The 12516-nt window shown below is 64.4% G+C and carries 12 protein-coding genes; 3 read left to right on the top strand and 9 right to left on the bottom strand.

What is annotated here, in order from left to right:
* The first annotated feature begins 9 nt into the window (after positions 1-9).
* Together J3R73_RS16080 and J3R73_RS16075 are read left to right on the top strand one after the other, a co-directional pair.
* Positions 10-1656: a Na/Pi cotransporter family protein gene (locus tag J3R73_RS16080; RefSeq protein ID WP_307428784.1), complete on the top strand. Its 1647-nt coding sequence runs from the start codon at positions 10-12 to the stop codon at positions 1654-1656.
* Between the two features lie 392 nt (positions 1657-2048).
* Positions 2049-2606 (top strand): LysR family transcriptional regulator, encoded by a 558-nt coding sequence (locus J3R73_RS16075; RefSeq protein WP_307428782.1) that lies wholly within the window; start codon positions 2049-2051, stop codon positions 2604-2606.
* A gap of 571 nt (positions 2607-3177) precedes the next feature.
* On the opposite strand, the gene J3R73_RS16070 is transcribed toward J3R73_RS16075, so the two are convergent.
* Together J3R73_RS16070 and J3R73_RS16065 are read right to left on the bottom strand one after the other, a co-directional pair.
* Positions 3178-3468 carry a hypothetical protein gene (locus J3R73_RS16070; RefSeq protein WP_307428778.1) on the bottom strand — a complete coding sequence of 97 codons (291 nt, stop codon included), beginning with the start codon at positions 3466-3468 and terminating at the stop codon, positions 3178-3180.
* Between the two features lie 164 nt (positions 3469-3632).
* Positions 3633-4103, bottom strand: a complete 471-nt coding sequence (locus J3R73_RS16065; protein WP_307428775.1) for a YybH family protein — start codon at positions 4101-4103, stop codon at positions 3633-3635.
* A gap of 139 nt (positions 4104-4242) precedes the next feature.
* On the opposite strand from J3R73_RS16065, the gene J3R73_RS16060 reads away from it, so the two are divergent.
* Positions 4243-5163 carry a hypothetical protein gene (locus J3R73_RS16060; protein ID WP_307428773.1) on the top strand — a complete coding sequence of 307 codons (921 nt, stop codon included), beginning with the start codon at positions 4243-4245 and terminating at the stop codon, positions 5161-5163.
* A 135-nt stretch (positions 5164-5298) separates the two neighbouring features.
* Here J3R73_RS16060 and J3R73_RS16055 read toward each other — a convergent pair whose 3' ends face one another.
* From J3R73_RS16055 to J3R73_RS16025, 7 genes are all read right to left on the bottom strand, one after another.
* Positions 5299-6084, bottom strand: coding sequence for an SDR family NAD(P)-dependent oxidoreductase (locus J3R73_RS16055; protein WP_307428770.1), 786 nt, complete (start codon positions 6082-6084; stop codon positions 5299-5301).
* Between the two features lie 95 nt (positions 6085-6179).
* Positions 6180-7427: a DegT/DnrJ/EryC1/StrS family aminotransferase gene (locus J3R73_RS16050; RefSeq protein ID WP_307428767.1), complete on the bottom strand. Its 1248-nt coding sequence runs from the start codon at positions 7425-7427 to the stop codon at positions 6180-6182.
* A 109-nt stretch (positions 7428-7536) separates the two neighbouring features.
* Entirely contained in the window at positions 7537-8226 is a 690-nt protein-coding gene (locus tag J3R73_RS16045; RefSeq protein ID WP_307428764.1) for a helix-turn-helix domain-containing protein, read from the bottom strand.
* A gap of 15 nt (positions 8227-8241) precedes the next feature.
* Positions 8242-9042, bottom strand: a complete 801-nt coding sequence (locus J3R73_RS16040) for an ABC transporter permease (RefSeq protein ID WP_307428760.1) — start codon at positions 9040-9042, stop codon at positions 8242-8244.
* Complete coding sequence (locus tag J3R73_RS16035) at positions 9039-9944, bottom strand: ABC transporter permease (protein WP_307428757.1); 906 nt, start codon at positions 9942-9944, stop codon at positions 9039-9041. Before J3R73_RS16035 ends, J3R73_RS16040 begins: the two co-directional genes overlap by 4 nt.
* A complete protein-coding gene (locus tag J3R73_RS16030; RefSeq protein WP_307428754.1) occupies positions 9941-11038 on the bottom strand; it encodes an ABC transporter ATP-binding protein in 1098 nt (365 codons plus the stop codon). The genes J3R73_RS16035 and J3R73_RS16030 overlap by 4 nt, the downstream gene beginning before the upstream one ends.
* A gap of 267 nt (positions 11039-11305) precedes the next feature.
* Positions 11306-12349, bottom strand: a complete 1044-nt coding sequence (locus tag J3R73_RS16025; protein ID WP_307428752.1) for an extracellular solute-binding protein — start codon at positions 12347-12349, stop codon at positions 11306-11308.
* Positions 12350-12516: the final 167 nt, after the last annotated feature.

Genomic DNA, 12516 nt, shown 5'->3' with positions numbered 1-12516 from the left:
GCGGTTCCCATGCTCGACCTGCTCGGCGCGGTAGCCCTTCTGCTTTGGGGGCTTCGTCTGGTGAAGACCGGTGTGATGCGGTCCCTCGGCATTCGATTGCGCCGATGGATCGCCTCAGGCACACGCAATCGCCTGCTGGCCTTCGGCGTGGGCCTCGTCGCCACGCTTGTGTTGCAGAGCAGCACCGCCACCGCGCTGATGACGGCCTCGTTCGCCGGCAGCGGGTTCATGAGTACGATGATGGCGCAGTCGATCATGCTCGGCGCCAATGTCGGCACCAGCCTGGTGACGCGCATTCTTGCCTTGGATCTCCGCCTCCTCGCGCCCGCGATGATCGCGGCAGGCGTGTCCGCGTTCGGCTTCAGCCGTTCCGCGCCGGCCAAAGGCCTGTCGCGGGCCATCCTCGGCCTCGGCTTGATGCTGCTCTCGCTGCGGCTTCTCGGCGAAGCGACCGAGCCGATGCAGCATTCCCGGGCGCTCATCGCCCTGATGGCGTCACTGGACGCGGTCCCGGTGCTCGCCGTCGCCGTCGCATCGGTGCTTGCCGCCGCCGCGTCCTCCAGCCTCGCCATCGTGTTGCTGGCGATGTCGCTGGCTGCGAGTGCAACCGTGACGCCCGCGCTCGGCATCGCGCTGGTGCTGGGGGCCAATCTCGGCGGCGCTGTGCCACCCGTTCTCGGCACCTGGCGCCATGGCCCGCTGGCACGCCGCGTGACGATCGGCAACATGCTCGTGCGTCTCGCCGGATGTGCCGCCGTCCTTCCTTTCATCGACATGGCGGCACGGCTTCTTTCGGACGTCGCCCGCGATCCGGCGGCACTCGTCATCGCTGCCCATATGGCCTTCAACGGCCTGCTCGCCGTGGCCCTGCTTCCCCTGGTGAGGCCGCTGTCGGCCATGATGGGGCGCTTGCTGCCCGAAGCGGCGGAACCGGATGGCGGACCGTGTCACCTCGATCCGGACGGTCTGGATATGCCGGCCCTCGCGCTTGCCGGCGCGGCCCGCGAAACGCTGCGCATCGGCGACTGCATCACCACGATGCTGCAGACCAACCAGGAGGCGTTGAGACGGAACGATACGGGCCACTCGTCGAGGATCGCCGCGATGGACGACGAGGTCGACCGGCTGAACAGTGCCGTCAAGCTCTACCTCGCGCGGCTCAACCGCTCCGCTCTCGATCACGGGGACGAGCAGCGTTCGAACGAGATCATCGGCTATGCCACCAATCTGGAGCATATCGGCGATATCATCGACCGGAACCTGTGCGATCTCGTGGACAGGAAGATCCGCAATCGGCTGAGCTTCTCGGTCGAGGGAGAGGCCGAGATCGAGGAACTCTATCGGGTGACGCTGGAGAACCTGCGGCTGGCGCAGAGCATCCTCGTCACAGGCGATGTGCAACTCGCTCGCCGGCTCGTCGAATCCAAGGTCGACATCCGCCATCTGGAGGAACGGTCGGCGGCCAATCACATGGCGCGGCTGCGCGACGGGATGATCGAGAGCATGCAAACCAGTTCGCTGCATCTCGACATCCTGCGCGACCTGAAGCGCATCAACGCCCATATCGCAGCCATCGCCTATCCAATTCTCAAGCGGCAGGGTGCCCTGCGCGAAAGCCGGGTGATGACCGGCGAACAGACCGCCCTGTCGCGCTGAGCCGGGTTGAAGAGGCCAGGAGGCGTCGCAACATCCGAAGGAACGAGCGGAGGAAGGGCGGCCCGTTCGTTCGGCGTGGGCATGGCGGGCGACGGATCCTCGCGCCGGTCCACGGCGCCCGATGTCGGATGCCGGGATCAAATTCGGGCGCCGCGGCCGGCCCCGCCGGTCCCGCCGGTCCCGCAGAGGGGCGGGACCGAAATCGGTCACGACCAAGCGGGCGGAGCTCCAAGCCGCCGATCCCTGGACAAAGCCGGTCAGGCGTCGCACACATTCCGTCGAGCCCCTGTCGCAACGTCCGGCCGGCGGCGCGCGCGGTGAGGCTTTGACAAGCTTCCTCACCGGGGACATCAAGTGAAATACGACATAATTATAAATTGAAGGGGAAGGTAATGCCGCCACATCAGGGACTGCGGCATATGCCATGGTCGAGCTTCGGCCTCGACCTCGTGACTTTGCGCGTTTTCAAGGCGGCGGTGGAAGAGCGCAGCCTCGTCTGGGCCGCCGAAAGGGAGCGCCTGGCGCTGTCGGCCATCAGCCGCAGGATCTCGGAAATGGAGGCGCGCATCGGCGCGGCCCTGCTGCGCCGTCATGACCGCGGGGTCGAGCCCACTGCGGCGGGTGAGGCGCTGATGAGGCATCTCGACACGCTTTTCGAGGTGCTCGAACATACGATCGTCGATATGGAGGCGTTTGCCGCGGGCCATCGCGGCCAGATCCGCCTGCAGGCCAATCTGTCGGTGCCGGCCGGCTCCTTCCCCGAGGAACTGGCGAGCTTCCAGAAGAGCCATCCTGATATCGACCTGTATATCGAGGAGCGGATCAGCGCCGACATCATCCATTCCGTGCAGATCGGAACGGCGGAAATCGGCCTTGTCTCCGCCACCATGCATGCGCCCAACCTGCAATTGCTGCATTGGCGCACGGACCATCTCGTGGAATTACGGTGACTTTGGGGTAATGGCAGGCGCGTGTTAAGCGCCTGCCATGCCGGTGCGTTGGCGCGCATTCGGCGTTTGCCCCCAAATTGCCGAGGAAGCGATGCGATATTACGCTGGACTGGATGTTTCACTCAAGACGACGCATATCTGTGTGACGGATCAGGAGGGATCGATCCTGAGGATAGGCGTCCCACTTCGTGGTGTAGCTCTGAATTGAGTCCCGCGCCATTTCCGGCCGGAGCCGGTGGGTCCTGTTCCATCGCCGCAGTCATGGGGGCGATCGGTGATCGCTGGGGCATGCTCGTCATGCGAGACTTGCTCTCTGGGGGCGTCCATGTCGGGACGGGGAGGAAAATCGTTCTGCGCTCAGCTCTGCCGGAGATTCAGTCATGAGCCGAGTGATCTCGTCAGGGGTATCCTCAAGGCAATATTGACCGACGCCGGCCAGACGATGCACCGGCGCTGTCGGAAAGAGCGGGGTGGAGAGCGGCAGGAAGTGCGGAAGTGCTCGGCGTGGAGGGTGCGGCTGCCTCACCTCAGGCCGCGGCGGGACATCAAATGCGCGGCGGATCGTTCGATGCTAAAGACCGGCCGCTGCCCAACCGGCCCGCAGATCCTCCGGCGTCATGCAGGGCGTCAGCGTGACCTTGCAGCCAAGGTCGAAAAACGGTTCTCCGAGCTCCGGCATTTGGCGGGACTCTTTCAGGTCGAAGACGTACAGACCCGACCGGTTGCCATTTTCAACAGTGAAATAAACCGCCTCCGGCTTGAATTTCTCCATGAAGGCACCGATCACCTTCTGCAATGCACCGGACTTGATCGCTTCACTTCCATTGGTTGCATCCAGATGAGTCCGCAGCAGCATTCGCATTGTTTCGCCCTCCCAAGGCATCTTCGAGAAAAGAGAAGTTCGGCGCGCAAAAACGATGAAGACGCGTGCGCCTGTCCGTTTCGCAACGTGGCGTGCATAACGCGACGTCAGGCTGGAAGCGTGCCTCATCCGCTGGACGGACACGTCGATAGGAAAGATAGGCTTTAGATTGGCTTGGCGGTGTGCGAGACGACGAGCCAGTGACCCTCCTGCTTCAGGAATACATCGGTCTCGACAAAATTGACCTCTTTCGTGTCCCGGGACTTGAAGTGCAGGGTGACGTGAACAATTCCGACCGACCGGGCGATGTCGCCGGTGGTTGTGACATAAGGACCGTCGGTCTGCTTGATGTCTACACTGCTCAGGATCTTGAATACATTCTCCCAGCGGCCTTTGACGGCGTCCCAGCCAACCGCAACCGTGCTGTCGCCGGGATTGACAAGCGTCACGTCGGCCCCGTGCGACCAAACATTGACAATGTCGCCGATATTCAGCGAGTGGATGGCCGCATGGTTCGCATCAATCGCGGCCTTGACGTCCGCGTCATCAGCGCGGCCGACCGACGGAATACACAGCGCGAGCAAGGCGGCGGCAGACAAAGTGTTAAGTGCAAAGCGGCTGCGGCGGGTCGTCATCACGGCGCTCTCCTCGGAAATCCTGTAAATTCGCGATCACGCAGTAGCAGTCCGACACGCGGGACGGTTGAAAAACATTGCGTCTATTGAACACCGCCAATAAAGTATTTGAAAGCTGGCGTTTGTCGGGGGGACGGCGTTGGAGCGAGCGGAAATCGAACGCCTTGCCGGCGGGCCGCTGCGCCTCGCTTATGAGGACATCGTCAACCATCCGCGCCTTGCCGAGGCGCGGAAAGTCTTTCTCGATCGGTTCCTGGCTCTGTATAGCGGCGATCCCTATACGGTTCGGCTTCTGATCGAATCCGGGCGGTTTCTCGTCTATCACATCGCCGGCGTCCTCGATGCGGGCGTTGACCCGGCTCGTCGCGAGACATGGCTTACGATCAAGCGCCTCAAACAGGAAATGAGCCTGTTCGGCCTCGCGAGCGACCGCCACATCGACGGTTTGATCGCACGACTATGCTCGGCCGGCTTCATGGACCTCGAGCCCGCCGAGCAGGATCGCCGCATGCGCATCCTGAAGCCGACGGAGAAGCTGAAGGCGCATGATCGCGACTGGCTCGCCGCCCATGTCGCGCCGCTCGCCGTGCTCTATCCGGAGCACGACTATCGCGCCATCATGCATCACGATCCGCAGTTTCACGCCTTGTACCGAAGGATCAGTATCGGCGTTCTGCCGCTCGCGGCTTCGCTCTTGCTGTCGCTCCCGGATACTTTGTTGTTCTTCAATCACGCCGCCGGCGCCGTCGTGCAGGCGGAGCTGCTTCGCACCGCCATGATGATGTCGGCCTATCCCGACGCCGCGGTGCCTTATGCCGATGTCGGGAGGCGATTTGGCGTCTCCCCCACGCATGTCCGCCAATTGCTGATCGCCGCCGAGGCGGCGGATCTCGTCAGGCTTCACACGCGCGGCGGCCGTCATGTCCAAATTCTGCCCCGGCAATGGGCGAGCTACGATCGTGGCATGGCCGTCGGCATGTATCTGCACGACCTCGTCTATGTCGCGACCGAGCGAGCGTTGCAGCCGGCCGATGCAAGGCGGCCGACGACCGTGGAATAAGTCCGAAGGGGCCGCCTCGCCGTCGCGGCGCTGCGGAACGCCATCGACCGGTCACGAATTGCTATCGTCCCTGATGGATAAAGGGACATCGCGCTGGTGCATGGAACCGAGCCAACGCGGATTTCGATTTCCATTCTAGCCCTGCGCGGAGTAGCCGCCGTCGACGGGCAGCGCGATGCCCGTGACGAAATCGGCGCCGGGGCCGGCGAGGAAGAGGGCGGCCGTGCCGAGGTCCTCCGGCTTGCCCCAGCGCCCGGCCGGCGTCCGGGCGATGACCTGGTCGTGCAGATGCGGGGTCGCCTCGCGGCCGCGTATGGTCAGATCGGTCTCGATCCAGCCCGGCAATATCGCGTTCACGGTGATCCGATGCTTGGCCCAGGCCGATGCGAGCGCCTTGGTGAACTGCACGACGCCGCCCTTGCTGGCGCCGTAGGGCGCCGAAAAGCTCGTGCCGAACAGCGACGTCATCGAGCCGATATTGATGATCCTGCCGCCCCGCGCCTTCATATGGGGGAAGACGGCCATCGAGGCGAGGAAGGCGCTCGTCAGGTTGACGTCGATCAGCATGCGCCACTCCTCCAGGCTGTAGTCCTCGGGCTGCTTGCGGATGTTGGTGCCGGCATTGTTGACGAGGATATCGATGCTGCCGAAGCTGTCGATCGCCTGGCGTGCGAGCGACCTGCAATCGGCCTCCTGGGTCACGTCGGCGTGCAGCGCCTTCGCGGCGGCGCCGGCGGCCTGCAAGGCAGCCTCCGCCTTGCGATTCTTGTCGGCGTTCCGCCCGGCGACGACGATGCTGGCGCCGGCCGAAGCCAAGGCGGCGGCAATCGCGAAGCCGATGCCGCCATTGCCGCCGGTCACCAGCGCGACTTTGCCGGACAGGTCGAAACCCGATGCGAAGGCCGGCCTGGTTGCGATCATCGAATGTTCCATGACTATCCGCGATAATGGAATCGCTCCGCCCTTTCGATCGGTGAAAGGGGGAGCGAAGGGAATCGGTTCCGCCCGAGCCTATCCTAGCGCCGATAGGCGTCGAGGACCTTGGCGATGGCGGCGGCGATCTGCTGCGGCTGTTCCTGGCTGAAACCTTCGGTCCACCACATGCAGACCGTCTCCCTGCAGGCCTGCTCCGCCACCGGGCAGATCGCGTCGGCATAGTTCCAGTTGCGCGCGCAGGCGAGCGTGAAGGGCCAGCCGGAATTGCCGAAGGTCTTGTGGTCGCGGATGACCGGATATTTATAGAGCGGGATGGGACCGGGATAGCCGATGAAGCCATCGACGCCCTCCGCCTGCAGCGCCTTCATCACCTGCGGCACGGGAACGCCGAGCCGCTCGGGGAAGAGCCGGAAGCCGTAGAAGAAGAAGGTGCCCGTGGTGCCCTCGCGGATCCTGACCGGCTCGACATCCAGCCCCTGCAGGGCGGCGGTGAGCTGGCCGGCCGAATGGATGCGCCTTTCGACCATGCCCGGCAGCTTGCGCAGCTGGGCGAGCCCGACCGCCGCCTGCAGCTCGGTCATATGGTAGTTGGGGGCGAGGAAGAGATGGTTGCGGCCGCCTTGGTCGCGCGGCCAGCCCTTGTCGGCGCATTGGCGCAGCCTGCGGCCGAAACGGCCGTCCTCCCTGGCGATCACCATGCCGCCGTCGCCGGTGGTCATGTGCTTGGATTGCTGGAAGCTGAAGCAGCCGATATCACCCATGGTGCCGCACAGGCGGCCCTTGTCGGTGGCGAGCAAGGCCTGGGCGCAGTCCTCGATGACGAAGAGATCGTGACGGGCGGCGATCGCCATGATCGCGTCCATGTCGGCGGGATTGCCATAGATATGGGTGACGATGATCGCACGCGTCCGATCGGTGATCTTCTCCTCGATCGATCGGGGATCGATGGCCTGGGTGTCCCGGTCGACGTCGGCGAAAACCGGAATGGCGAGCTGCGACAGGATCGGGATGGCCGTGCCCATGTCGGTGATGGGCGAGAGGATGACCTCGTCGCCGGGCTCGGGATTGAGATAGAGCAGCGCGGTGTGGAGCGCCGCCGTGCCGCTGCTCACCGAGACGGCATGCTCGACGCCATAGAGCTCGGCGAAGGCCGTCTCGAATTCCTGTGTCTTCCCGCCATAGAGGAAGGAGAGGCTGCCGGATTCGATGACCTCGCGCAGTTGCTCCATTTCTTCGGCGCCGAGCGAGCGTCCGGAGGCGTCCCGGATGCTGGGGAGACGTTCGCCGATTGCCGGCGAGCCGCCGTCGATGGCCAATTGAGCGGGCATGGTCTTGCTTCCTGTTGGACGTGCAGAAGGGTTCGCGGCACCGGTCGGGAGCGCCGCGGGGAGGGGGGCGGTGAGCGGAGGGGCGTCGGCCGGCGTGTCGGCGGCGGTCTCAGCCCTTTTGCTTGCGAGGCGCGGCGGCGGAGGCCGGCGGGCTGTGCTGCCGGCTCTCCTCCACGATCTTGGCCTTGATGATCTCGCGCAAGGTCTGCGCCAGATTGGGGGTGGCGCTGGAGCAATTGACCAGGAGGCGGCTGCCGGCGGGATCGAGCGACATGTAGCCGTGCTTCATGGTGCTGTCCAAATAGAGGGAGTCGTTCTTGAGGAGATCGATCGGCTCGTAATATTCGCTGAAGATCCGCACCGCGCCCTCCAGAACGACGACGAACTCCTCGCCGACATGCGAGGTCAGCTCGCCCATCTGCTCTTCCGTGGTGGCGCGCACATCGACATGGATGGGCACGATGCGCTTATGGGCGACGTCCGAGCACAGATAGGTATAGGTGTAGTATTCGGTTTCCAGCGGGCTTCCTGCGAATTGCAGGCTGATGCTGCGGCGCGCCAGGATGCGTTCGGGCTGTTCCTGGACGGGCTGCGGGCCGAGCAGATCGGCGATCTCGACATTCAGGCCTCGGCTGAGCTGCAGGATCTTCTCATAGGTGGGCGAGAGCAGGCCGTTTTCGATCTTGGAGAGCGTGGCCGTCGAGATGCCTGTCATGGCGCTGACCTCGGCCAGCGTCCAGCCATGATACGCCCTGCGCTCCTTCAACAGCCGGCCCAGGGGGGGATTGTCTTCGACCATCGTCGTTCCTCGTACTCACGCCTTGCGCGCAGGGATGCTGCGGCGAAGCAGCAACGCGCCGATGCTGGCAGCGATTGTGGTGATCAACAAGACGATCGACACCAGGGCATTGATCTCCGGCGAAAAGCCGACGCGCATCATCGCCCACAGCCGCAGGGGAAGGGTGGGATCGCCGCCCGCCAGGAAGAAGGTCACCAAGGTCTCGTCCAGGCTGATCGTCAGGGCGAGCAGGGCGCCGGTGACCATCGCGGAGGAGAGCTGGGGCAGCACGACCAGCCGGAAGGTGGTGAAGCCGCGAGCGCCGAGATCGGCCGAGGCTTCGAGCTGCGAGGTCTGCAGGGCTTCGAGGCGCACCATCACCAGCCGATAGATGATGCTGATGACGATGACGATGTGGCCGATGGCGACGGTGAACAGGCTGCGCTCGACGCCGAGCTCGCGGAAGGTGATCAGCAGCGAAATGCCGGTGATGATGGCGGGCAGCACGAAGGGCAGGAAGATGACGAACTCGATATAGGCCCGCCCGCGGCGCTGGCCGGTCCGCATGTAATAGGCAATGGCCAGGGCCAGCACCATGGCCACGCTGACCGAGCCGCCGGCGACGAGCAGCGTATTGCCGAGCGCCGACAGGATCGAGGCATTGTGCGCGAGGGCGGCATAGTGCTCGAAGGAGAAGCTGTTCCAGACCACGGCGCCGCGCCGGATGTCGAAGAAGGACAGCACGACGACGAGCACCGCCGGCCCGTAGAGCAGCAGGAAGACCAGGCCGGCGAACAGCCAGAGGATCGCGATGGTGATGCGCTCGGCGCGGGTCATGATAGGCGTCCATAGCGGCTGAGCAGGCCGGCCACGGCCAGGATGGCGATGATGGCGAGCAGCAGCATGACCGCGAGGGCCGCGCCGAACGGCCAGTCGAAAGCCATGCCGAACTGGCTCCAGATGGCCCGGCCGAAGGTGAAGCCCTGGCTGCCGCCGACCATCTGCGGGGTGAGGAAGTCGCCCAGCGCCAGCACCATCACGAACAGGCCGCCGACGATCGAGCCGGGCAGGCTCAGCGGCAGCACGACATGGCGGAAGGTGTAGCCGGGCGGGCCGCCGAGATCGGCCGAAGCCTCCACCAGGGAAGCCGGGATGCGTTCGAGCGACAGGAAGATCGGCAGGATGGCGAAAGGCAGGTAGATCACCGTCATGGTGATCAGCACCGCCGTCTGGTTGAAGACGAACAGGGTGCTCGGCGCCGGCAGGATATGGGCCCAGACCAGCATCGTGTTGAGGATGCCGTTGAAGCCGAGAATATTGCGCATCGCATAGATCTTGACGATGTAGTTCATCGCCAGCGGGATGACGCTGCACAGCAGCATGAAGTAGCGGAACGATCCTTCGAGCCGCCAGATCAGATAGGCGACGATATAGCCGGCGACCAGCCCGAACAGCGCCACGACGCCGGCGAGCCTGAGCGTGCCGAGATAGATCCCCCAATAGGTCGCGTCCGACAGGAAGGTCCGGTAGTTCTCCAGGGTGAAACTGCGATCGACCGTGGCGCCGTCGATCCTCCAGAAGCTGGAGATCAGGAAGGCGATCATCGGCACGAGGATCAGCGCGGTCGGTATGCCGTAGATGAAGAGCCGCGCCGCCCAGCGGGCGGCCGCATCGTAGCGCCGTCGCCCCGCCGCCGCATGGGGCACCGCCGGCTCGAAAATGGTCGAGACCGGCGTCATGATACGGTGACGCCCGATTGGAGCAGGCTGGTCCGCCGGGGATCCCAGCGGGCCGCCACGATCTCGCCGACGGCGAGCTCGGGCAGGCTGGCGGTGGGGATGCTTGCCCGCAGGGCGAAGGATCTGTCCGCTCCGGCCTCGAGCACGACCTGCGAGACCGCGCCCAGGAAGGTGACGGAGCGGACCCGCGCCTGCACGTCCGCGGACCCGGCGGCCGGCAGGCGCGAGATCTCGACATGCTCCGGCCTCACCACGAGGCTGATGCTCGAGCCCTCGGCCGATCGGTCGTCGGCGGGGACGACGATGCGGCCCACGGCGCTGTCGACGAGAACCTGCCCTTCGGCCCTGGGGCCGAGGATGCCGGGTATGACATTGTTCTCGCCGAAGAAGCGGGCGACGAACTCGCTGGCGGGGCGATAATAGATCTCCTGGGGCGTGCCCACCTGCTCGATGCGGCCATGGTTCATCACGACGATGCGGTCCGCCATGGTGATGGCTTCCTGCTGATCATGCGTGACGAACAGAAAGGTGGTGCGGATGCGTTGCTGGAGCTCCTTGAGGAATTCCTGCATCGAGCGGCGCAGACTGGCGTCGAGCGCCGCGAGCGGTTCGTCCAGCAGCACGATGCGCGGCTCGCAGACGATGGCGCGCGCCAGCGCCACGCGCTGGCGCTGGCCGCCGCTGAGCTCGCTCGGATAGCGGCGGGCCTTGTCGGCCAGCTCGACCACCGCGAGCACCTTGGCGACCCGCTCGGCGATCTCGGCCTTCGGACAGCCTCGCACCCGCAGGCCGTAGCCGACATTGTCCGTCACGCGCATATGCGGGAACAGGGCATAGTCCTGGAAGACGGTGTTGAAGGGGCGCCGGAAGGTCGGCTCGCCGACGATGTCGCGCCCCTCGAACAGGATCTGCCCGGCGCTGGGCGCGGTGAAGCCGCCGATCATGCGCAGGATCGTGGTCTTGCCCGAGCCGGACGGGCCGAGGATGGCGATGAACTCGCCGTCCTCGATGGTCAGATCGATCGGTTCCAGAACGGTGGCCTGGCCGTAGGCTTTGCTGACGCCGGCCAGGCGGAGGATGATGTCGCGAGTCATGGGCCCTTCCCGGACGAATGGCGCAAAAGCGGATCTACGGCGCCCCTATGCGCTAACTTAACTGAGACGAATGCGACGCCGGGCTCTCCCTTCCCCCCTGTGGGCTCCGCATTTCCTGCGGAAATGTCGGGGGGTAAGGGATGGGGGTCAAGACATGGTCTCGACCGATGAGATTGTTGTCTCGACCCCCACCCTTCTATTCCCTCCCCGCAAGGGGGAGGGCAGGCCCAAGCGTCGCGTTTAACAGCCTAAAGTTAGCGCATATGGCTACGGTGCCTGGGTGGCCTTGATCTCGTTCCAGAGCTTGATGCGCCTGGCCTGGTCCTCAGGCGCCTCCAGGAAGACGAGACGATCGGCATAGGTCAGGCCGATCTTCGCGTTGGCGTCGAGATTGGTGGTATTTCCGTAGCCGGTCTTCTCGCTGATATAGGTGCCGACGCGCTTGTCGAGCATGAAGTCGATCCAGGCATGGGCGAGGGCATCGTCGCGCGCGCCGGCGCTGATGGTCCAGCAGTCGATCCAGCCGATCGCGCCTTCCTTCGGAATGGTCAGCGCGGCATCGATCCCCTTCTTCTGCAGCATCGGGACCTGGGGCTCGCCCATCGACATCATCAGCACCACATTGCCCTGCGAGAAGATGGAGACGCCATCGTCGAAGCCGGCATAATAGGTCAGCACATATTTCTTCTGCTCGACCAGCTTGGCCTTCACCGCCGCGAACTCCGCCTCGTTCATATTGAAGGGGTCCTTCACCTTCAGGAACAGGGCGGTGGTGACGATGGCATTGGTGGCGTCGTCCATGGCGATCGCACGGCCCTGATATTTGTCGTCCCACAGGACGCCCCAGCTGTCGGGCGGCGTGGGGAATTCCTTCTTGTCGTAGATGAGCGGGATGGAACCCCATGCGAAGGGCGCCGCATAGGTCTTGCCGTCGAAGACGATGGCCTTCACGCTCTGGAAGGCGGGACCCAGATTGGCGCGGTTGGCGAGCAGGTCCAGCTGCAGCGGCTTCAGGAGCTTCTGCTCCACCAGGCGCTTGTAGGAGGAAGTCTCGACCGCGATGACGTCGTAATCCTCGCCATTGGTGGCGAGCAGCTTGGCGAAAATCTCGTCGACGCTGCCGGTATAGGTCACCTTCACCGCGACGTTGTGCTTGGCCTGGAATTCGTTGACCCACTGATCGTCCGCATAGCCTTCCCAGGTCAGCAGCCGCAGCTCCTGCGCCGCTGCATGGGAGCGCCCCGGAATCATGGTGGTCGAGAGCGCAGCCGCCGCCCCGGCGGCTGTCGAGAGAAATTCGCGCCTGTTCACGTCGTTCTCCTCATGGAATGGAAGGATCGTTTTTCATATATTCTTCGTATTGTGGCGTTAAATTCCTCGGTATAGTGGCCGTTCGCAAGCTCTTATCATCGAAGTGATCGATATAATCGCTGTCGTCTCGCATTTTTAGGCTGGGACGCGACCGTGGGAACGCCTGC

Source organism: Labrys monachus, assembly GCF_030814655.1.
Taxonomy (GTDB): Bacteria; Pseudomonadota; Alphaproteobacteria; order Rhizobiales; family Labraceae; genus Labrys; species Labrys monacha.
The sequence above is the reverse complement of the archived record's forward strand: the minus strand, read 5'-3'. Positions and strand labels throughout refer to the sequence as shown.

What these genes read in the sequence shown, in the direction of transcription:
- J3R73_RS16080 (WP_307428784.1), top strand. Translation starts at nt 10, where the DNA reads ATGCTCGACCTGCTCGGCGCGGTAGCCCTTCTGCTTTGGGGGCTTCGT.
- J3R73_RS16055 (WP_307428770.1), bottom strand. Translation starts at nt 6,084, where the DNA reads ATGATCGCAACCAGGCCGGCCTTCGCATCGGGTTTCGACCTGTCCGGC.
- J3R73_RS16045 (WP_307428764.1), bottom strand. Translation starts at nt 8,226, where the DNA reads ATGGTCGAAGACAATCCCCCCCTGGGCCGGCTGTTGAAGGAGCGCAGG.
- J3R73_RS16065 (WP_307428775.1), bottom strand. Translation starts at nt 4,103, where the DNA reads ATGACGACCCGCCGCAGCCGCTTTGCACTTAACACTTTGTCTGCCGCC.
- J3R73_RS16075 (WP_307428782.1), top strand. Translation starts at nt 2,049, where the DNA reads ATGCCGCCACATCAGGGACTGCGGCATATGCCATGGTCGAGCTTCGGC.
- J3R73_RS16050 (WP_307428767.1), bottom strand. Translation starts at nt 7,427, where the DNA reads ATGCCCGCTCAATTGGCCATCGACGGCGGCTCGCCGGCAATCGGCGAA.
- J3R73_RS16040 (WP_307428760.1), bottom strand. Translation starts at nt 9,042, where the DNA reads ATGACCCGCGCCGAGCGCATCACCATCGCGATCCTCTGGCTGTTCGCC.
- J3R73_RS16030 (WP_307428754.1), bottom strand. Translation starts at nt 11,038, where the DNA reads ATGACTCGCGACATCATCCTCCGCCTGGCCGGCGTCAGCAAAGCCTAC.
- J3R73_RS16035 (WP_307428757.1), bottom strand. Translation starts at nt 9,944, where the DNA reads ATGACGCCGGTCTCGACCATTTTCGAGCCGGCGGTGCCCCATGCGGCG.
- J3R73_RS16070 (WP_307428778.1), bottom strand. Translation starts at nt 3,468, where the DNA reads ATGCGAATGCTGCTGCGGACTCATCTGGATGCAACCAATGGAAGTGAA.